20 protein-coding genes are annotated in these 18,392 nt (G+C 72.0%); 5 read left to right on the top strand and 15 right to left on the bottom strand.

Annotation, left to right across the window (positions count from 1 at the left end; genetic code table 11):
• Nucleotides 1-25 precede the first annotated feature (25 nt).
• Together ACIBEJ_RS09130 and ACIBEJ_RS09125 are read left to right on the top strand one after the other, a co-directional pair.
• Entirely contained in the window at nucleotides 26-1,558 is a 1,533-nt protein-coding gene (locus ACIBEJ_RS09130) for an SLC13 family permease (protein WP_397182117.1), read from the top strand.
• Nucleotides 1,555-2,325, top strand: coding sequence for an alpha/beta hydrolase (locus tag ACIBEJ_RS09125; protein ID WP_397182116.1), 771 nt, complete (start codon nucleotides 1,555-1,557; stop codon nucleotides 2,323-2,325). Before ACIBEJ_RS09130 ends, ACIBEJ_RS09125 begins: the two co-directional genes overlap by 4 nt.
• On the opposite strand, the gene ACIBEJ_RS09120 is transcribed toward ACIBEJ_RS09125, so the two are convergent.
• Both ACIBEJ_RS09120 and ACIBEJ_RS09115 read right to left on the bottom strand, forming a co-directional pair.
• Entirely contained in the window at nucleotides 2,313-2,705 is a 393-nt protein-coding gene (locus tag ACIBEJ_RS09120) for a DUF3224 domain-containing protein (protein ID WP_397182115.1), read from the bottom strand. The genes ACIBEJ_RS09125 and ACIBEJ_RS09120 overlap by 13 nt on opposite strands.
• Nucleotides 2,706-2,741: 36 nt before the next feature.
• Nucleotides 2,742-3,548 (bottom strand): LLM class flavin-dependent oxidoreductase, encoded by an 807-nt coding sequence (locus ACIBEJ_RS09115; protein ID WP_397182114.1) that lies wholly within the window; start codon nucleotides 3,546-3,548, stop codon nucleotides 2,742-2,744.
• A 139-nt stretch (nucleotides 3,549-3,687) separates the two neighbouring features.
• Between ACIBEJ_RS09115 and ACIBEJ_RS09110 the strand changes: the two genes are divergently transcribed.
• Nucleotides 3,688-4,014, top strand: coding sequence for a PLD nuclease N-terminal domain-containing protein (locus tag ACIBEJ_RS09110; RefSeq protein ID WP_397182113.1), 327 nt, complete (start codon nucleotides 3,688-3,690; stop codon nucleotides 4,012-4,014).
• 7 nt (nucleotides 4,015-4,021) lie between these two features.
• Here the strand turns inward: ACIBEJ_RS09110 and fmdA are convergent, their stop codons facing one another.
• From fmdA to ACIBEJ_RS09090, 4 genes are all read right to left on the bottom strand, one after another.
• Entirely contained in the window at nucleotides 4,022-5,269 is a 1,248-nt protein-coding gene (gene fmdA, locus ACIBEJ_RS09105) for a formamidase (protein ID WP_397182112.1), read from the bottom strand.
• Complete coding sequence (locus ACIBEJ_RS09100; protein ID WP_397182111.1) at nucleotides 5,262-5,873, bottom strand: AmiS/UreI family transporter; 612 nt, start codon at nucleotides 5,871-5,873, stop codon at nucleotides 5,262-5,264. The genes fmdA and ACIBEJ_RS09100 overlap by 8 nt, the downstream gene beginning before the upstream one ends.
• Nucleotides 5,874-5,877: 4 nt before the next feature.
• Nucleotides 5,878-6,093, bottom strand: coding sequence for an FmdB family zinc ribbon protein (locus ACIBEJ_RS09095; RefSeq protein ID WP_397182109.1), 216 nt, complete (start codon nucleotides 6,091-6,093; stop codon nucleotides 5,878-5,880).
• A gap of 63 nt (nucleotides 6,094-6,156) precedes the next feature.
• The gene (locus ACIBEJ_RS09090; protein ID WP_397182108.1) at nucleotides 6,157-7,203 is read right to left on the bottom strand and encodes a substrate-binding domain-containing protein; all 1,047 of its coding nucleotides are present in this window, start codon (nucleotides 7,201-7,203) and stop codon (nucleotides 6,157-6,159) included.
• Nucleotides 7,204-7,270: 67 nt separating this feature from the next.
• On the opposite strand from ACIBEJ_RS09090, the gene ACIBEJ_RS09085 reads away from it, so the two are divergent.
• Entirely contained in the window at nucleotides 7,271-7,675 is a 405-nt protein-coding gene (locus tag ACIBEJ_RS09085; RefSeq protein ID WP_397182107.1) for a MarR family winged helix-turn-helix transcriptional regulator, read from the top strand.
• Nucleotide 7,676: 1 nt separating this feature from the next.
• On the opposite strand, the gene ACIBEJ_RS09080 is transcribed toward ACIBEJ_RS09085, so the two are convergent.
• The gene (locus ACIBEJ_RS09080; RefSeq protein ID WP_397182106.1) at nucleotides 7,677-8,144 is read right to left on the bottom strand and encodes a pyridoxamine 5'-phosphate oxidase family protein; all 468 of its coding nucleotides are present in this window, start codon (nucleotides 8,142-8,144) and stop codon (nucleotides 7,677-7,679) included.
• Nucleotides 8,141-8,485, bottom strand: coding sequence for a nitroreductase/quinone reductase family protein (locus ACIBEJ_RS09075; protein ID WP_397182105.1), 345 nt, complete (start codon nucleotides 8,483-8,485; stop codon nucleotides 8,141-8,143). The genes ACIBEJ_RS09080 and ACIBEJ_RS09075 overlap by 4 nt, the downstream gene beginning before the upstream one ends.
• A gap of 76 nt (nucleotides 8,486-8,561) precedes the next feature.
• Here ACIBEJ_RS09075 and ACIBEJ_RS09070 point away from each other — a divergent pair, with 76 nt between their 5' ends.
• Entirely contained in the window at nucleotides 8,562-9,314 is a 753-nt protein-coding gene (locus ACIBEJ_RS09070) for a GNAT family N-acetyltransferase (protein WP_397182104.1), read from the top strand.
• A 19-nt stretch (nucleotides 9,315-9,333) separates the two neighbouring features.
• On the opposite strand, the gene ACIBEJ_RS09065 is transcribed toward ACIBEJ_RS09070, so the two are convergent.
• From ACIBEJ_RS09065 to ACIBEJ_RS09035, 7 genes are read right to left on the bottom strand one after another with little or no spacing between them, the layout of a single operon-like run.
• Nucleotides 9,334-9,657, bottom strand: a complete 324-nt coding sequence (locus ACIBEJ_RS09065) for a CU044_2847 family protein (RefSeq protein ID WP_397182103.1) — start codon at nucleotides 9,655-9,657, stop codon at nucleotides 9,334-9,336.
• Complete coding sequence (locus ACIBEJ_RS09060) at nucleotides 9,650-11,245, bottom strand: VWA domain-containing protein (RefSeq protein WP_397182102.1); 1,596 nt, start codon at nucleotides 11,243-11,245, stop codon at nucleotides 9,650-9,652. Before ACIBEJ_RS09060 ends, ACIBEJ_RS09065 begins: the two co-directional genes overlap by 8 nt.
• 14 nt (nucleotides 11,246-11,259) lie before the next feature.
• Nucleotides 11,260-12,186 carry a hypothetical protein gene (locus ACIBEJ_RS09055; protein WP_397182101.1) on the bottom strand — a complete coding sequence of 309 codons (927 nt, stop codon included), beginning with the start codon at nucleotides 12,184-12,186 and terminating at the stop codon, nucleotides 11,260-11,262.
• Complete coding sequence (locus tag ACIBEJ_RS09050) at nucleotides 12,183-13,475, bottom strand: hypothetical protein (RefSeq protein ID WP_397182100.1); 1,293 nt, start codon at nucleotides 13,473-13,475, stop codon at nucleotides 12,183-12,185. The genes ACIBEJ_RS09055 and ACIBEJ_RS09050 overlap by 4 nt, the downstream gene beginning before the upstream one ends.
• The gene (locus tag ACIBEJ_RS09045) at nucleotides 13,472-14,857 is read right to left on the bottom strand and encodes a hypothetical protein (protein WP_397182099.1); all 1,386 of its coding nucleotides are present in this window, start codon (nucleotides 14,855-14,857) and stop codon (nucleotides 13,472-13,474) included. The genes ACIBEJ_RS09050 and ACIBEJ_RS09045 overlap by 4 nt, the downstream gene beginning before the upstream one ends.
• Nucleotides 14,854-17,265 (bottom strand): hypothetical protein, encoded by a 2,412-nt coding sequence (locus ACIBEJ_RS09040; RefSeq protein WP_397182098.1) that lies wholly within the window; start codon nucleotides 17,263-17,265, stop codon nucleotides 14,854-14,856. The genes ACIBEJ_RS09045 and ACIBEJ_RS09040 overlap by 4 nt, the downstream gene beginning before the upstream one ends.
• Nucleotides 17,262-18,389, bottom strand: coding sequence for a hypothetical protein (locus tag ACIBEJ_RS09035; protein WP_397182097.1), 1,128 nt, complete (start codon nucleotides 18,387-18,389; stop codon nucleotides 17,262-17,264). Before ACIBEJ_RS09035 ends, ACIBEJ_RS09040 begins: the two co-directional genes overlap by 4 nt.
• Between the last annotated feature and the right edge of the window lie 3 nt (nucleotides 18,390-18,392).

Below are 18,392 nucleotides of genomic sequence, written 5' to 3'. Positions count from 1 at the left end.
GTGCGGCAGGTGGACGATCGAGAGTGTGACATACCGCACACTGGATGAGATCAGAGAGACACTGAGCCCGGCCGAGGAACGCTTCGAACGAGCTCGACGGACGACGGGCCTGGTCGCCGCTCCCCTGGTCGGAGTGGTGGTCTACCTCGTCACCGGCGGCCTGCCCGACCCGCAGCAGCGGCTGGCCGCCATCCTGGCCTTCGTGATCGTGGCCTGGATCACCGAGGCCGTGCCCATCCCGGTCACGGCGGCGCTCGGGCTGGCCCTGTGCGTGCTGACGGGGGTCGCGCCGGCGGCCGACGTCTTCGGCGCGTTCGCCAGTTCGACGATCTTCCTGTTCATCGGCAGTTTCATCATCGCGCAGGCGATGATGGTGCACGGCCTGCACCGGCGCTTCGCCTTCCGGATGCTGTCGCTGCCGGGGGTCGCGCGCTCGACCTACAGCACCGTCATCGTGCTGGGCGTGACGACGATGCTGCTCAGCGCGTTCGTGTCGAACACCGCGACGACGGCCATGCTGCTGCCGATCGCGCTCGGCATCGTGACCGCGCTGTCGGGCTTCGTGGCCGAGGGCGCCGACCCGCAGCGGTTGCGCTTCGCCACGGCGATGATGCTGATGCTCGCCTACAGCGCCTCGATCGGCGGCCTGCTGACCCCGATCGGCTCGCCGCCGAACCTCATCGGCCGCGGGTTCATCGAGGAGGCCACCGGCAGGTCGATCCCGTTCTTCACCTGGGTGATCACCGCGCTGCCCATCGTGCTGGTGATGTTCGCGGCGCTGGCGGTCATCCTGCTGTGGCTCAACAAGCCGGAGACCCGCCGGATCAGCGGCGCCGCGGAGTACATCGCGCAGGAGCGCGCCGCGCTCGGCCCCCTGTCGCGCGGCGAGCGCAACACGCTCATCGCGTTCGCGACCGCCGTCGTGCTGTGGATCACGCCGGGCGTGGTGGCGCTGATCGCCGGAGACACCTCGCCGCTCTACAAGGCCGTGCTGGCCCGCATCGACGAGGGCGTGGTCGCGGTGCTGGCCGCCGCGCTGCTCTTCGTGCTGCCGGTGGACTGGCGCGCGCGCACGTTCACGCTCACCTGGAACCAGGCGGTGCGCATCGACTGGGGCACGATCCTGCTGTTCGGCTCCGGCATCGCGCTCGGCACGCTGCTGTCGAAGACCGGACTGGCCAAGACGACCGGCGCGGCGATCACCAGCGCGCTCGGCGTCTCGTCGCTGCTCGGGCTGACGATCCTCGCGGTCGTGGTGGCGATCCTCATCAGCGAGACGACGAGCAACACCGCCAGCGTCGGCATCGTGGTGCCGATCGTGCTGCCGATCGCGGCGGCGGCCGGGGTGAACCCGGTCATCCCCGCGCTGGCGGCGGTGTTCGGCGCGTCGTTCGGCTTCATGCTGCCGGTCTCGACGCCGCCCAACGCCATCGTCTACGGCTCGGGCATGGTGCCGATCACGAAGATGGTGCGCTCGGGCGTCGTCTTCGACATCATCGGAGCCGTGCTCATCGTCGCGGGGGTCACGGTCATGGCCCAGGTGGTCGGACTGGCGTGATCAAGGCCGTGCTGGCGGTGCTGACCGTCGTCGTCGTGGTGCTGGGGCTGCTCTGGGTGTTCCAGCGGCGGCTGATCTACCTGCCCGACGCCGGTCCCGTGCCGCCGGCCGCGTCGGTGCTGCCCGGCGCCCGCGACGTCACCCTCACCACCGCCGACGGCCTGCGGCTCGGCGCCTGGTACCTGCCCGGCGACCGGGGCGTCACCGTCCTGGTGATGGGTGGCAACGCGGGCAACCGCGCGTACCGGGCGCCGCTGGCCGCGGCGCTGGCGCGCGAGGGCTTCGCCGTACTCCTGATGGACTATCGCGGCTACGGCGGCAACCCTGGATCGCCCACGGAGGAGGGCCTGGCCCTCGACGCGAGGGCGGCCCGCGCGACCCTGTCCGGGAGGATCCTCTACTTCGGCGAGAGCCTCGGCGCCGCCGTCGCCACCCGCCTCGCCGCCGAGATCCCGCCGGACGGCCTGCTGTTGCGCTCGCCCTTCACCGACCTGGCCGACGCCGGGCAGCACGCCTACCCCTTCCTCCCGGTACGCCTGCTCCTGCGCGACCGCTTCCCGCTGAAGGAGCGGCTCGCCGCCGTGCGCGCCCCCACCACCATCGTGTACGGCTCCCGCGACACGATCATCCCGCCCGCCCTGAGCCGGGCCGCCGCGCCGGAGGGAGCCCGCCTGGTCGAGGTCAAGGACGCCGGCCACAACGACCGCGTGCTGCTCGACGGCCCCGAACTCCTCGCCGCGGTCGTGGAGCTGGCTCAGAGGGTGTAGTCGAAGACGTAGGAGTGCGAGCCGTCGGGCGCGATGAGGATGTCCAGCTCGCCCCTGATCCCGGCCAGGCCGCCGACCCCGGAGTCGGGCACGACCGTGACGCGCAGCGACTGTCCCGCCGGTTCGCTGACTGCCGAGTGCGCGACGGTGAAGGCGCCGGTGCGGCCCTCCAGGGTGCCGTCGATGCGCTCCAGCGCCACGTACGCCTTCGACTCCTCCACCGGAGTGCTCGCCATCAGCATCGTGACCAGGCTGGTGCCGGTCAGGTCGCCGTGGAAGGTCTTGGTCAGGGTGACGACGCCGAGCGAGACCCCGTCGCGCTCGTCGTAGGGCGGCTGGGGTGTCCAGTCCGTGATGTCGAAGGTGCCTTTCGCTGTCATGTGCCCAAGCTTGGCAGGGATGCCTGCCATCTTCTGTCAGGTTCCGGCCAGCCGTTCGACGACCGGGGCGAACTGCTCCATGAACTGCGCGCTGACCGAGACGTAGGAGATGCCGAGCCGGTCGCGGCGGCTGCGCAGCGTGTCGGCGATCTGGTCGGCGGAGCCGGTCATGATGCCGTAGCCGCCCCTGGCCACGATCTCGCGCGGGTCCGCGCCGAGCTGCTGCGACAGCCACGCGGGCAGTTCGTCGCCGACCGCGGCCAGGTTGGTGTTGATCTCCAGCCGGTTGAAGCGGTCGCCGGCCAGTTCGTAGAGCTCGTCGAGCTTGGCGGCCAGGTCGTCCTCGGTGGCGGTCGCGGGCAGCCCGAGCGCCACCGTGTCGGCCCGCTCGGCGGCCAGGCGCAGCAGCCGGGTGCTCGCCGCGGCGATCAGCACCGGCACGTCCTTCACCGCGTCCAGGGTCTCCTCGACCCGCTCCACCCGCTCCGACGGCGTGCCGAACCGCACGCCGAGCGCCGCCGCCTCCTGCTCGGCGCCCGGCCGCCCGGCGCCGATGCCGAGCTCGAAGCGCCCGCCGCTCAACGCCTGCAGCGTGCTCACCTCACGCGCCACCGCCGCGGCCGTCCGGTACGGCGCCGCCGTCACGTACGTGCCGACCCGCAGCCGGCTGGTCACCGCGGCGGCCGCGGCGGCGGCCGTGAACGGGGAGAGCGTGTTGAGCGTGTCCGGGATCAGCAACGTGGAGTACCCGAGCTCCTCGGCGCGCCGGGCCAGCCCGGTCCACGCCTCGCCCGTCGCCGCGAAGCCCCCGACGGTTCCAAATCTGAACGCGTGAGAAGTCATGCCTCCCACCTTCTCCCCGGCCGCCCGCCAGGACATCGTCCACAGGGCCGGTGATCTCCTACCGCGCCGGAAGCAGCGGGCGGCCGGGGCCGTACTCCCGTGGCTGTACAGCCGTCGGCGGGTCTGTTACCTTCCGGCCGTGCTGTACCTCTACCAAGCCATGGGACTGGCCACGCTGGTGCTGTGGATCTACTGCCTCTTCGACGCGATCACCACGCCGGACGAGGCCGCGCGCAATCTGCCCAAGGTCCTCTGGGTGATCATCGTGCTGCTGTTCCCGCTGATCGGCTCGCTCTTCTGGCTGGTGACGGGCCGTCCGCAGCGCGCGGCGCCGCGCGCCACCGGCCGTCCCCCGGGTACGGCGGCCAACCCCGACGACGACGAGGAGTTCCTGCGCCGGCTGCGCGAGCGGGCCGAGGAGCAGCGCAGGAACGCCCCGAAGAAGGCGCCGGACGACGAGGAGTGACGGCGATCTACTGGGCCACCGCGCAGCGGCCGCGGTCGGCCCTGCGCGGGCCTTCCGCGCCGGGCCTGATGTCGAAGTCGAAGATCGCGGTCGGCAGGTAGAGCGAGCAGCAGGCGTTGGGGATGTCGACCACGCCGCTCACCCGTCCCTCGATGGGCGCCGAGCCGAGGATCAGGTAGGCCTGCTCGCCGCTGTAGCCGAACTGCTTCAGGTACTCCACGGCGTTCAGGCAGGCGTTGCGGTAGGCCAGGGTGGCGTCGTTGTAGTGGTTCTCGTTGGTCTTGTGGTCGACGGAGATGCCGATGAACGACAGGAACTCGGTGTAGCGCGGCTCGACGTTGCCCGGCATGAAGATCGGGTTGGTGGTGACGGCGTACTTGCTCATGCCGTCCTTGATGAGGTCGACGTGCATGTCGATGTAGCCGCCCATCTCGATGGCGCCGCAGAAGGTGATCTCGCCGTCGCCCTGGCTGAAGTGCAGGTCGCCGCCGGAGAGCTTGGCGCCGGGCACGTGGACCGGATACAGGACGCGCGAGCCTCGGGAGAAGTTCTTGATGTCGTGGTTGCCGCCGTTCTCGCGGGCGGGGACCGTGCGGGCGCCCTCCCTGCCGACGCGTTCGAGGTCTGTGCCGGCGAGGGTGCCGGCCAGGACGCCCTGCTCCAGAGGGGGCAGCGCGAGCGGCGGCACCCGGTCGGGGTCGGTGGCGATGAGGGCGCGCTCGCGCTCGTTCCACTTGGCGAGCAGGTCGTGGGAGGGCGCGGTGCCGAACAGGCCGGGGTGGGTGATGCCGGTGAAGCGCACGCCGGGCAGGTGGCGGGAGGTGGCGACCTGGCCGCGGAAGTCCCAGACGGCCTTGCACGCCTGCGGGTACTCCTCGGTCAGGAACCCGCCGCCGTTCTCCTTGGCGAAGATGCCGGTGTAGCCCCAGCCCTCGCCCGGCGCCTCGCCGTACGCCTGGGGGACGGGTCCGAGGTCGAGGATGTCGACCACGAGCAGGTCGCCCGGCTCGGCGCCCTCGACCGCAACCGGCCCGCTGAGCATGTGCGCCACCGACAGGTCGACGTCGCGCACGTCGTTGGCGGTGTCGCTGTTGTGGATCTGGCCGTCGGTCCACTCGCGGCACTCGATGCGGATCGAGGTGTCGGGGCGGACGGTGGCGACGGCGGGGATGTCGGGGTGCCAGCGGTTGTGCCCGGGCGCGGCCTGGTCGCGCATCGATCGGGACTGGTCGACGGAGAAGACGACGTCAGGCATGGGACGGCTCCCGTTCTTGGGGTACGCGGGCGTACATCCACAGGCCGCCGAAGGCGACGACGCAGACGCCCGCCAGGATGAGCGCGAGGGTGGCCGAGGGGGTGTAGCGGCCGGTGAGCAGGAGGAATGCGGGGATGACGGCGGTCAGCCACGCCTGGACGAGCGTCACCCAGCCGGTGTAGCGGGTGAGCCGCGCGCGGCCGAGGCCGAGCACGAGGAAGAACAGCAGCCACAGGAACGACCACAGCGCCCAGATGACCGCGAACGGGTAGTCCCGCACCACGAGGGCGTTGTGGGCGGCGTAGACGAGCGCGGCGATCGCCACGAACAGGGAGAACCACCCCACGCCCGTGCTGGAGAGCCCGGCCAGCAGGCCGATGCCCACGTAGAGGTAGGTGAATCCGAACAGGTAGATGCCGGAGGCGCCCATGATCGTGGGCAGGTCCCCTCCGGCGGTGGCGATGATCAGCGTGGGCGTGACCACCTGCAGCGCCCCGACGAACAGGTTGAGGATCGCCGCGGACTTCTCCTCGACCTTGCCGAGCAGCATCATCGCGTTGACGAACAGCACCGCGCCGACGTACAGCAGGCCCACGCTCGCCATGCCGTCACCGCCTGACGACTCGGGGCTGGTGCGCGCCGGCCTCCTGCGCGTCCAGCGCCCGCCGCAGTCCCGGACTCACCCGGCGTACGGCCGGCGGCGAGAACCGCCGGGCCGCGGCGGCTCCGCATCCCGCGCACGCGGCCTGCTCGGGCGCCTGCCCGATCGGGTGCCGCGCGTCGAAGGGCCCGCAGGTTCCGCATGTGTACTCGTAGACAGCCATGGCCGCTCCTCCGCCCGAATACTTCACACAGAAACTATTAGTTCAGGAAGTATTGTCAAGCCCTCAGAGTTGCTGGAGCACACGGAAGTCCATGCCGTCGGCCTGTGCCAGGAACACCGCCTGCTCCAGGTGGCGCTCGCGCATCCGCATCGTGCCCCGCGGCCCCTCGTACACCAGGCCCTCGGCGATCGCCCCGATGCTGCGCAGGTCCAGCTCCCCCGCCCGGTTGAGCAGCTCGCCCAGCAGCAGCACGCCCTCGAAGCAGGACTCGCCCATGCTGTTGAGCACCGGCGCGTCGGGGCCGAACCGGGCGTGGTAGCGCCCGCCGAAGTCGAGGCTGCCCGCGGTCCCGAGGCCCTCGAAGAAGCCCGCCGCCGAGTAAAGCCCGCGCGTGCTGGCCGCACCGGTCGCCATCAGCATGTTCTCGTCCATCAGCGGGCTGAAGCGGACGTGGTCACGGTCCAGCCCCGCCGCGGCGAAGGCCCGGTTGAAGGCCACCGCGTCCTGGCCGACGAGCAGCATGAGCACGCCCTCGCCACGCCCCTGCGCGATCCGGCCGAGCGCGCCGCCGAAGTCCTCGGTGCCGAGCCGCACGTAGACCTCGTCCACGATCCGGCCGCGCGCCTCCCTGACGTAGCGGCGGGCCGCCCTGGCCGACTCGCGCGGCCAGACGTAGTCGTCGCCGACCACCGTCCAGCGCCGGACGCCGAGCTCCTCCGCCATCCAGCGCAGCGCCGGGCGCAGCTGCCGCCCCGGCGTCTCACCGGTCAGGAAGACCCACGGGGTGTGCTCGCCGCCCTCGTAGAGCGGGGTGTAGAGGTACGGCACGCGCCCGGCGATCCGGGGGGCCACGGCCTGCCGTACCGCGGAGATGTGCCAGCCCGTGACGGCCTGCACCTCGCCCGCGGTGATCAGCCGGTCGACCTCGGCGGCCACCTCGCGCGGCGGGCGGCCGCCGTCCACCACGCGGAAGACCAGTTCGCGGCCGAGCAGCCCGCTCCTGGCGTTGATCTCGTCGGCGGCCAGCCTGGCGCACAGCTCGCAGGAGGGACCGAAGATGCCGGCCGGTCCCCGCAACGGGATCACCAGGGCTACCGCGAGAGTGTCCAAGGCGCGCTCCTTCGCGGTCACTTTATCCGCGAAGTATTTGTGCGTGAACTGTTAATCTGGGATGAACATGGAGACAGCACGCCTGCTCACGCTCGCCGAGCGCCAGTTCACGCAGCGGATCGCGACCGCGCTCACCTCGGTCGGCGGCACGGTCGATCAGTGGCGCGTGCTGGGCCTGCTCGCCGACGGCCAGGGGCACCCGATGACGCAGGTGGCCGAGCACGTCATCCTCGCCGCGCCCACCGTCACCAAGATCGTGGACAGGCTGGTGTCCCAGGGTCTCGTCTACCGGCGGGTCGACGACGCCGACCGCCGGCGCGTGCTCATCTACGCCTCCGCCCGCGGCAAGGCCGCCCTGCGCCGATGGGACGCCGCCGTCGAGGGCGAGCGGGCCCGCCTGGAGCAGGAGGCGGGCGAGGACCTCGCGGCGCTGGCCGAGGTCCTGACCAGGATCGTCGCCCGCCTGCGCTGACCTACCCGTCCTTCTTCCAGATCTGGCTGCGCAGGTCGGTGCCGCGGATCACCTGCACCCGCCACGGCTCCAGGCGCAGCACGTGGAGCTTCGGGTCGCCGGGGCTCTTCCAGAAGTTGCCCAGGTTGTAGCCCGCCCCGCGTGGGCTCGTCTTCCGGTACAGGTCCCACACGCGGCGCTTGACCTCCAGGTCGTCCACCCATTCGGCGACGGTGTCGACGTTCACGGCGTTCTGGCGTGGGGTCCAGTAGGAGAACGTCGTGTGCGGGTTGTTCGCCAGATGAGCCTCCTTCACCGGAGTCCTGTAGGTGGCCAGCCAGCCGAGCGGCTCGCCGTCCACCACCTCCCAGATCGGGATCAGCACCCTGGCCCTGGGGCGGTTCTTCTTGTCCACGGTGGTCATCGTGGCGTAGACGATGTCGCCGATGTACGCCTCGAAGGCGTCCTGGATCTCGCTGAACTTCGTCATGCCGTCTCCTCCAGAACCACTACCGGGATCTCGCCCCTGGCCGCGTTGGCGTAGCGCTGGTAGACCGGTCGGCCGGACACCAGCTTCTTCCACAACCTGCTGCGTTCGGCGCCGTGGGCTGTGTGGGCGCGGACGTGCAGCGTTCTCTCACCCAGCCGGACTTCGGCCTCCGGGTGGGCCATCAGGTCCTGGTACCAGCCGGGCAGGTACGGGCCCTGCTCCGAGCCGGGGCCGACCAGCACCAAACGGCCTTCGGCGGAGCCGTAGGCGTGGGTCGTGGTTCTCAGCCGGCCGGTTTTGCGGCCTACCGTGGTGATCATCAGGTCGGGTGTCGCGTTCATGAGGGCAGCATGGATCCCGGCACTCCAGCTTTCCTCCAGATCCTCTGTCCCCTTCGGCGCTTTAGGCTGCTGTGTCATGTCCGAGGAACTCGACCGCGTCCACCGCTTCCAACGCGACTTCAACCTCCGCAAAGCGCGGCGGACCATGGACGTGCCCGGTGGCGTCGCGGTCCTGAACGACCGTTTCCCCTCCTCCCACGACGACAACAAGCTGATCATCTGGGCGGGCGCCGACCCGGGCGCCGTGGTCCGCGCGGCCGACGAGGCGCTGGACGGCCTGGGCCACCGCTACGTCCACGTCCTCGACGACGACCTGGGCGCCGCCCTCGCACCGGCCTTCACCGCCGCCGGCTACGCGCACTCGCCGTACCTGACGATGGTGTTCCGCGGCCGGCCCCGCACGGACGTGCCCGCGGCCGACAAGCTCGCCCTCGACGAGATGATCCGGGTACTGCGGGCCAACTGGCGCGAGACCCTGCCCGGCGCCTCCGCCGAGGAGGTCGAGACGCTCGCCCTGCGGGTCGAGGACCGCCTGCTCGGCGCCGCGACCGTGGCCTTCCGCGGCGTGCGCGCCCCGGGCGGCGAGGTGGCCGCCCGGGCCGACCTCTACGTGCACGACGACATCGCCCAGATCGAGAGCGTGTACACCGCCGAGCGGCACCGCGGCAACGGCCACGCCCGCGCGCTCATGCGGGCGATGCTGGCCGAAGCCGCCGGCGCCTCGTTGATCTTCCTCTACACCGGCTCCGACAACTGGGCCCGCGACTTCTACGCCCGGCTGGGGTTCGAGCCGCTGGGCCGTACCCATGGATTCCTCAGGATCGAGTAGACCTCAACGCCCGCTGACCTCACCCAGGCTCGGGTTCGGCTCCGCTCCACTTCAGGGTGATCTTGAAGTCGGCTGCTGCGTCGGCCGAGACGAGGAGGCTGCTCAGCCGTCCCGACTTGGCCGAGACGTTCATCCCGAACTCCACCGTCACCTCGTCCGGGCGCGCCTTGCGCAGCGCGTCCAGGACCGACTCGGAGACCCCGCGCAGGGTGTCGGCGACGGCGGTGAAGTCGGGCAGGCTTCCGGCGACGTCGGCGGCGCCGCCGCTCTTCCTGCGCACTTCTATCTCCGCCCCGTTGGGCAGGAGGGCGGAGGTGGTGGCGACGCTGCTGAGCTCATCCATCGGTACGGTCCTTTCGCGGACGGCCGGGGCGCAGCCAGCCGCCCCGGGACATGGTGGTGCCCGGAAGGGCGGAGACGGTCAGCCTGCGGGCGTACGGTCGCAGGTCGACCTCGTGCCGAGCCCGTGCCGGGCCTTTGAGTTTCTGCTCGCCCAGCGGCCAGACGAGCACTTCGAGCGGGGCCCTGCCGTTCACGAGCCGCCACGGCTTCCACGCGGTGCCGATCACCAGCGGCTCGTGGCCGGCGACCTTGTGCGACATCTTCGGCAGCCAGACACGCAGGCGTACGCGCTGATCGCCCCGCACGACCCACAAGGTCGTCGGGAAGCCGGCCAGCCGGACCAGCAGCAGCAACAGCAGGACCGCCAGGACGATCAGTTCCACCTGCCAGGCGAGGCCGCCGGGAGCGGCGAGGGTGAAGGCGGCGGGAGCGGTCGCAGGGGCGAAGCGGCCGTCCTGGCCGGCCGCGCGGGACATCAGATCGGAGTAGGTGCTGGTGAGCCGGTAGGAAAGCGTGCCGCCCGCGGACAAGGGCGGCGGACCGAGCGCGTACCAGGGCTGGGTTCCGGACGTCCACGAGAGCGTCACCTTGGACGTGACGCCTTTCGCACCCGGCGGGAGATCCAGGCATGGCGGGGTCGCGGAGGCCACGCGCAGGCCCGTCAGCCCGGACGCGCGCGCGGCGAGGCCGCACATCCGCAAGGGCAGATAGCGCGTGGCGGAGTCCACGACGACCTGAACCTCCGCCGTGCGAGCCGCCATGTCCACGGTTCCCGGCGTCACCTGAACGGCGAGCGCCCTCCCCGCGGCGGCCTTGCGGGCGTCGGCGGCCAGCAGCGCCTCGAAGCGCCGGTCGGCGAAGGACTCCGGCAGCGAGGCCAGGAAAGACGCCGCGTTGGCGGGCACGATCGCGCTGGTCTCGGCGGGCGAGAACACGCACTGCGCGATCGTGAAACTGCTGCTGGCTCCGCACGAGGAGCCCGCCTGGAAGGAAGGGGCCTCGTCGCCGCCGCCCCAGCTCAGCACGTAGCCGCGGACAAGCTGCGGCACCCCGTCGCGCCGGCGCTCGCGGAGCTTCGTCACCCGCTCCCGCAACGCGTCCCACTGCGCGGGGGTGATCGTGCCGTCGGGGTTCTGCTTGGCGTCGGTCACCAGGATGACGGCGGACGGACGCACCTCGGTGGAGTGTTCCAGTTCCTCCAGGCCCTTGCCGAGGCCGCCTCCGATGTCGGTGCCGCCGCTCATGGGCGGCACCCGGGACAGAAAGTCCGAAGCACTGGTCAGCGGCCCGAGCGAGTAGGTGGCCTGCGTCGGCGCGGGCTTGGTGAAGGACACCAGCGCGACCCGGTCGGCCGGCTTGATTCCGCTCAGCAGGGCGCTGAGCGCCTCGATCACCTCGGTACGGCGCGCGTCCATGGACCCGGAAGCGTCCAGCACCACGACGTAGTCGGCCCCGGTGAACACGTCGAGGCTCTGGTACACCTCGCCACGCCCGGCCTGCGGCGGTTCGCCCGGGTCGGTACCGGCCAAGGCCACCGGCGAGACGAGCAGCAGCACCGCAGCGATCACCACGAACATGTGCACTCTCACGAGGTCTCCTCGCCTCAATCCCCTGGGCCGTCACCCAGGCGGAGGATCTCCGGTACGGCCGTGCGGGCCTCGAGCTGCGCCCGCAGGGCCTGGTCGATCGCGGCCAGGCCGCGTTCGCAACGTCGCAGGGCGGCGTCCACCTGCTCGATCCCCGGCTCGGCGCCTGCGGTGTCCGTGCCCGCCTCCAGCAGCGCGTCCACCAATGCCCGGTCCGCCTCCGCGTAGAGCAGCAGGCCCTGGACGAAGTGCTCGCTCTCGCGCAGCGCCCGCGCGTGGCGCTCGGCCGCCGCGTCGTACTTCATTTTGCGGTCGGTGAGATGGGCCTCGGCGGCCCGCTCCTTGGCGATCTTGTCGGTCAGGTCCTTCAGTTGCGCCTCGGCTTTGGCGTACGCGTCGGCGACGCGCGGCTCGATCAGCGCCCGCAGCTCGTCCGTCAGGACCGGCCAGGCGTCCAGCGCCTCCTTGAGACTGCGTTCGGCGTCGGCGTTGCCGGAGCGAAGCGGCTCGATGGCCTCGGCGAGCCGCTCCACGATCTCGCGCAGCTCCGGCAGCCGTTCGGAGAGTTCCTGGACGCGTTCCAGGCGGTCGCGTTCCTCCCGCAGGCGCGCGTACTCCTCCTCCACGCCGGCCAGGTCCTCGACCGAGCGCCGCAGCCGATCGATGCGCAGACGCTGGTACGCCGCCCGCCCGCGTAACTCGGAGATGGCCTCCCTCCGGCGTTCGAGCTCGGCCGTGACGTCGTCGCCGGGATCGGCGACCTTGAGCAGCTCGGCCAGTTGGGGCAGCACCGGCTCGGTCTCCCGCAGCGCGTCGTCCAGCCGGATCAGCGCGTCGAAGGCGGCCGCCTGCCCGGACTCGGCGGCCGCGGTCAGCGCGGCCTGCGTCCGGTGGTAGGCGGCGGCGAGGTCGGCCAGCGCCCGCGCCAGGTCGTCGTCCATCATCTCCCCCTGGGCACGGTCACCGGCCAGCTCACGGCCTCCCCGCCCTCGGCCGGGGCGAACACGAGCACGGGCAGTTCGGGTCCGTCCAGCCGCAGCCCGATCCGGTAGCGCCCCGGATTCAGGGGCGGCGCGCCCGCGTACGGCAGCGGCACGTACGTCTCAGCGCCCTTTCTGCGCAGCCACAGGCGCAGGGCCTGCGGCGTGAGCACGTCGACGCGGGCCGCGGCGCCGTCGCGCGGGTCGACGGCGTAGCGCTCCGGCTCGCCCGAGCGCAGACCGGTGGCCAGCGGCAGCAACGCGTCCTCCAGGACTCCCGCGTGCTGCCAGTGCAGCTCAAGCGCGAGGACGTCCTCGAAGACCGCGGCCAGTCCGGGTTCCCCGGCCGCGATCAGAGCCGCTCCCCGAGCCGCGGCGTAGGCACGGGCCTCGGCCGGGACGTCCAGCACCGTGCCCGTGCCCTCGGCGTGGCCCAGGCCACGCAGGACGCTGGCGCGCAGCGGTCCGATCCCGCTGCCGCCACCGAGGAACAACACCGGAGCGCCGACCGCGTCCGGGCTCGACCGCGCGAGCTTGCGCGCCGTCTCGCCCAGCCGCGTCGCGATCGGTTCGAGCACGTCCATGGCCGCCTTCGCCCGCAGCCGGCCCTGCCGGTCATAGACCGGTGTGGCGTGATAGTTGGCGTCGGTCCGGCAGCGGTTGAGCGCGAGGTCGGCCTTGGTCAGGTCCCCTTGGGGAAGCACGGACAGCGTGCCCGCCAGCGCGAGCCGCTCCTCCCGGCCGGCGTCGGGCAACACCGCCCCGGCCAGCCTCCAGAACGGGTCCAGCTTCCTGGTCGGCGCGCCGGTCGTGACGTGGTCGCGCACGGCCGGCAGCGCGCCCGAGGCGTCGCACAGCAACAGCTCGGCGTGGCCGGCGCCGAGGTCGGCAACCACCACGATCGAGACGGTCCCGTCCAGGTCGGTCCGCCCGCGCAGGATCGCGGCGAGCGCGGCCACGGGTCCGGGCACGAGCATGACGGGCGCCGGGGTCAGCGCGGCGAGGATCGGCTCGATCGGCTGCCGGCCCCGCCCGAAGACGGCGTACGGCACCGCCGCGACCACCCTCGTGACGTCCTCGGGCAGCAGCTCGCGCAGCACGTCCGCCTGCCGGTCGGGGTCCAGCTTCTCGCGGCCGGGCGCGGCCGGGTCGGTCGCGGTGGCGGCGCACCGCTCGGTGAACCCCCCTGTCGCGGGCATGGCCACGGCGACGCGGGTGAACGCGCAGCCGGCGTCCACACCGGCACTGGTCATGGCTTCCTCCTCGTCCGCTCGGTGAGCCAGGCGCTCCGGGCGTGGCGCCGGTGCTCGCGTTCGGTGAAGCGCTCCTGTTCCGCCGCGTTCGCCGCCCGCCGCTGCTTCATGGGCTCCGCCCAAGCCGCGGAGAAGGCGACGGCGAGCGTGCGCAGCAGCCCGCTCGGCGGCGCGGGCAGCCGCTCCAGCGCGTCGAGCACCAGATCCAGCAGGGCTGCCGGGTCGCCGGGGCTGAGAGCGCTCATGAGGCCGGCGGAAGTGGCGTCGTCCGGACCGTCGAGCGCCTGGTCGGTGAGCCAGCGGCGCAGCTCCGCGTCCAGGTCCGCGGTGAGCCCCGCCAGGCACAGCACGTACGGCACGGCCCCCCAGCGACCCACGGCCCGCCCGGACGCGGCCAGCCGGACGATCTTCGCGGGACCCTGCGGCGCGAGATCCACGACCATCTGCCGCACGGCGTGCGGGTCGCGGCCCAGCACGTCGGGCAGCTCGCGGGCGCGCGGTGGCGGCGGCAGCCCGCGGCTGAGGCTCGCGGGCGGGTTGAGCAGCACCTGGATCCGGGTCATGAGCCTGTCGGAGGTGAGGCTGATCGGCTCGGGCGCGGCGCGCATGGCGGCGACGATGAAGGTCGTCGCCGCCTGCTCGTCGAGATGGCGGCGCAGGTGCGCTACGCAGTTCAGGAGGATTCCGCGAACGCTCTCGTACCGCCGGTCGTTGCGGTTGGCGGGGCTCCAGGTGGTGTCCGTGGACTCCACCGTGTCCGTGAAGTACAGATGGAAGGGGTTTGCGGGGTTCTGGCCGTGCGTGGTCACGCGCAGTCCCGAGCGCACGCCGTACGGCAGGAGGCCGGTGATCGCGTCCAGTGCCTCCAGCCTGGCCATCAACGGCAGGTCGGCCCCGGGGATCGCCACCCGGAACGGCTCGGTGACCAGGGAGGCGCAGATCTCGAGGCACCAATCCACGCCGAACCGCTTGTACAGGGCGACGGTCTCGTGAGGCTCGTACCGGGGTGCGGGGAGGGTGATGGCGCCCTTCGCGGGCGGCACGGGCGGAAGCACGGCCTGGAGGCCGACGTACCCCGCGCCGTCGAGCCTCTCGAAGGGGATCGCGCAGCACCAGGCGTATCTCGGCCCCCCGCTCCCGGCCGTGGGCGGTTCGACGGTGACGAGCAGGTAGCCCGCCAGGTCGGGCAAGAAGGTGAAGGTGTACTGCGCATCGACGTGCCGCAGCACCGGGAACCCGGCCAGCTCCCTGCCCTTCAGGCTGATGGACTTGCGCAGGCCGCCGGGGGCCGCGTGCCGCACGATGCGCGGATTCGTGAACGTCGCTCCAGGCAGGGCGTCGGTCAGGATCTCGGCCCAGGCGACGTTGATCTCCTCGTTCATGAGCCACAGAGCCCGTCCAGGAGCAGGGAAAGCCGTTTCAGCCGGTCCCACTCCTCGTCGTCGCGGACCCGCTCGTCGAGCAGGTAGTCGTGCTGCAGCGCGACGAACTCCGCCGCGCGGGTGACACCCAGCACTCCGTTCAGCACCGGTTCGGCCAGCCGGTGGTAGAGGTCCTCGTCGGTCCCCGCGATCCGCCGGAACAGCTCGTCCAGTCCCCTGGCGTCGACCGTGTCGAGCGTGGCCACCAGGTCCGCCGTCGGCAGGTCCGGGACCAGTGCCCTGCCGACCGCCTCGGCCAGCTCGGACCGTTCCCCGCTCCTGGCCACCCGGCGCACGATGGCGAGCCCGGCCGCCCGGTGCAGGCCGGTCAGCGTCGTCCGGCGAAGGCTGTCCGTGGCGTTTCCGAACCGGTCCTCCAGCCTGGCCGCTCTGGCCAGCCGTTCCCGCAGCACGTCGCCGGGCGGCTGAGCCTGCCAGGCCCGCATCAGCCTCGGCTCTTGTTCCAGCATCCACACGCACAGGTCGCGGTCGAGCTCCGGGTCGACGTCCAGCAGGTCGAGCGCCTGCCCGAGCTCGGTCAGCAGGCCGGTCAACCGCTCACGCAGCGCGGGCAGGTCGGTCAGGTACGGATACAGCGGCCGGATCCGGTCGGGGGTGACCGGCGCGACGTCGGCGCCGATCAACAGGAGCAGAGCGTCGCCGGAGGGGCCGGCACCCGGCTGCAGGAACGGCTCAAGCCGGTTCCTGCCGTCCTTGCCCAGCGCGATCTCCAGGAGCTGCAGGAAGATCATCCCGATGCCCAGCTCCGGGCATCCGCCCAGCCTGGCCGCGGCGAAGATCAGGGCCTCGTAGCCGTCGATGTCCGCGAAGGGGTCGGCGAACCGCATCGGCGGCGTCCACGGCTGCCGCTCGAGAAGGTGCCGCAGGGGCAGGAGCCACTGCGGCTCGGGCCGCTTCGCGCACAGGTAGCGGACGTACTCGGCCGCCTGACCGGCATCGGCGCCCAGGACGTGGTCGACCAGCGCCACCGTGACGTCGTCCACCTCACCCAGCCGCGATCGGAGCTCCGGCGGGTAACCCAGCTCCCGGACCAACCTGGCGAACGCGGCGATCTGATCCGGGTCATGCGAACGCAGCCTGCCGAGCACGTGAACGAGCAACGCGCCGAGCGTGCCCTGTGAACGGGCGGCGGCGGCGTACTCCATCGCGACCCCGAGCCCGCCCGGCACGCCGAGCACCCGCGTCAGCCCCCGGGCGATGACGTGCAGGTACGGCTCCGAGCAGGGCAGGTCGAGGCAGCGCAGATGGTCGGGATCCAGGGGCGTGTGGATGTCCCTGACCAGCTCGGCCCAGCAGGCCACGCGGCCTTCCACGGTCGTGTTCGCCGCGTTGACGCGGCCGGAGGAGAGCCCTTGCCTGACCTTGGCGCGATCCTCGCTCAGGCCCATCAGCCGCTTGACCGCCGCCTCCGGCGCCATCAGCGTCCTGGACCGCAACGCCGCCACGATCGCCTCGGGGTTGTCCAGGTCAAGGGGGCCGGTCTGCCTGGCCAGCGGTTCGAGCAGGCCGGTGGGCGCGCCGTCCGCCGGCGCCCCGTCGTCCAGGCAGCGCCGGAGCAGGGCGTGGTAGTCACGGGCGTCGCGGTCGATCAGCTCGCCCGCGGGCTCGTCCCAGCGCAGCTCGTAGGCTTCCGGTCCGGCCGTGTCCCCGAAGTACAGCCGAAGCTGGTGCACCGCGGCGCTGTCGGCCCACGTCGCCGCCGCGATCGAGGCGCGCACGCCGAAGGGCAGCAGCCCGGCGATGGCGTCCAGGCAGGCCAGCCGTTCCGGGACCGGCACAGCCGCCGCACCGGTGATCACGACGCGACCGGCGAGCAGCGCGGCGGCGCCCGAGGCCAGCCAGTCGAAGGGGAAGCGGGCCACCCCAGCCCGGATCGCCGCCCAGCCGCCGGGGCGGACGTTCAGCGTGATGTGCGGCTGGTCGGAAAACGGGGCGGGCGCGGCGTCCATGGCCTCGGCCAGGTCGGCGTAGCCGGCGACCAGCGGCTCCCCCGGCCCGGGTGTCCCGACCAGATCGGCGAAGGTCGGGCTGTAGTAACGCAGCCGGATGCTCGGGCGCCCTGCCGCGTCGAGGATGTCGGTGGCCTCGAGCCTGCTGAACGACATCAACGGCGCGTCCTTGTTCCGCGCGGCGGGTCCCGGGGCGAAGGTGTAGTACGGCAGCGGCGGCGGATCGGCGCGGTTCGGCGGGGTTCCGGGCAGGTAGCGCCGGATCTCCTGCTCGAAGAAGGCGACCTCGTCGTCGCTGGCCTGGAGCACGGTGTAGCCGGCGCCACCGCCTTCGGCGTTGCCGAACACCGCCCACAGGGCGCTGACCGCGCGCGGCGCCGCCGGCGAACCTGCGCTCACCGCCCGCCGCCCGGCGTGCCCGGCTTGGCCTTGCGGACCGCCATCGCCAGATTGACCAGCGGTTCCAGCACGTTGATCGGGTGCAACGGGCCGCGGATGCCGTTGACCATCTTCCCGGTGACGGGGTCGGGCACCGGACCGCTGTTCACGCAGTCGTCGAGGTTGACCTGCCCGTCCTTCTGGTAGAAGCCGATGGCGGAGGTCGCGTAGTACCGCACCCTGTGCGGCAGGAACTTGGTCTCCAGGGCGGCGCGCATGTAGTTCACCCCCTCGTCCCGGTACAGGTCGCAGATCCAGGCGAAGAACGCCTTGCCGTTCTCGTCGGTGACCCTGGGGACGTGCGGCGGCTCCGGATCGCACAGCGCGAAGGTCTGCTTCAGCGCCTCGCGGTAGATCGCGGGGTGGTCGAACTTGGTGACGCAGGTCGCCACGTGGTGGTGCAGCCGCCCCTTGATCAGCTTGTCCGGGTCGTAGGTCTGCAGCGCCTCGGTCATGTCGCGGAAGAAGCCCATGGTCAGGGCCTCGAACTCGTCGGCGTCGCGGAGCGGGTCGTGCAGGTAGATCAGCGCGTTGGCCTCGGCGAGGTGCCTGATGATCGCGTTCTGGTTCGGATACGGCTTGCTGAAGTCGTACGCCTCGCCCGGCAGGTCCTGGATGTGGAGGGTGAAGGTGACGGTGTCGCCGGAGCGGTTCCAGCCGCCGCCGCGCAGCCGGGACGGCACCCGGAACGGCATGAGGCGGCGGCTGTGCCCGCTGCCTACCAGGTCCCCTACGAACCGCCAGGCCAGCGGCTTGCCCTCGGTCAGCGTCTTGGGCGGGAAGGCGTGCCCGTCCTCCAGCGTCTTCACGATCGCCCGCTGGAACAACGAGGACTCGTGGCTCAGCGGGATGATGTTCCAGGTGCCGAAGCCCTCAAGGCGCTCCGGCGCCAGGAACAGGGCGCCGAGGAAGGTGGTCTTGCCGGAGAAGGTCGGCCCCCACAACACGATGCGCACCTCGGCGTCACCCGGCCATGCGAGGGGCGCCTCCGGCGCGGTGCGGGTCTGCTGCGGGGGTGGTTCAGCCGCGGGACCGGGCTCGGCCCGCTCGTAGTCGGCCTGCGGACCCTGCGAAGGTGTGGCCACGGT

It is taken from the genome of Nonomuraea sp. NPDC050790, assembly GCF_044456745.1.
Taxonomy (GTDB): Bacteria; Actinomycetota; Actinomycetes; order Streptosporangiales; family Streptosporangiaceae; genus Nonomuraea.
The sequence above is the reverse complement of the archived record's forward strand: the minus strand, read 5'-3'. Positions and strand labels throughout refer to the sequence as shown.

Bases quoted from the DNA above. Each gene is read 5' to 3' on its own strand.
- ACIBEJ_RS09120 (WP_397182115.1), bottom strand. From the start codon at position 2,705: ATGACAGCGAAAGGCACCTTCGACATCACGGACTGGACACCCCAGCCG.
- ACIBEJ_RS09115 (WP_397182114.1), bottom strand. From the start codon at position 3,548: ATGACTTCTCACGCGTTCAGATTTGGAACCGTCGGGGGCTTCGCGGCG.
- fmdA (WP_397182112.1), bottom strand. From the start codon at position 5,269: ATGCCTGACGTCGTCTTCTCCGTCGACCAGTCCCGATCGATGCGCGAC.
- ACIBEJ_RS09100 (WP_397182111.1), bottom strand. From the start codon at position 5,873: ATGGCGAGCGTGGGCCTGCTGTACGTCGGCGCGGTGCTGTTCGTCAAC.
- ACIBEJ_RS09095 (WP_397182109.1), bottom strand. From the start codon at position 6,093: ATGGCTGTCTACGAGTACACATGCGGAACCTGCGGGCCCTTCGACGCG.
- ACIBEJ_RS09085 (WP_397182107.1), top strand. From the start codon at position 7,271: ATGGAGACAGCACGCCTGCTCACGCTCGCCGAGCGCCAGTTCACGCAG.
- ACIBEJ_RS09080 (WP_397182106.1), bottom strand. From the start codon at position 8,144: ATGACGAAGTTCAGCGAGATCCAGGACGCCTTCGAGGCGTACATCGGC.
- ACIBEJ_RS09075 (WP_397182105.1), bottom strand. From the start codon at position 8,485: ATGAACGCGACACCCGACCTGATGATCACCACGGTAGGCCGCAAAACC.
- ACIBEJ_RS09070 (WP_397182104.1), top strand. From the start codon at position 8,562: ATGTCCGAGGAACTCGACCGCGTCCACCGCTTCCAACGCGACTTCAAC.
- ACIBEJ_RS09065 (WP_397182103.1), bottom strand. From the start codon at position 9,657: ATGGATGAGCTCAGCAGCGTCGCCACCACCTCCGCCCTCCTGCCCAAC.
- ACIBEJ_RS09055 (WP_397182101.1), bottom strand. From the start codon at position 12,186: ATGATGGACGACGACCTGGCGCGGGCGCTGGCCGACCTCGCCGCCGCC.
- ACIBEJ_RS09050 (WP_397182100.1), bottom strand. From the start codon at position 13,475: ATGACCAGTGCCGGTGTGGACGCCGGCTGCGCGTTCACCCGCGTCGCC.
- ACIBEJ_RS09045 (WP_397182099.1), bottom strand. From the start codon at position 14,857: ATGAACGAGGAGATCAACGTCGCCTGGGCCGAGATCCTGACCGACGCC.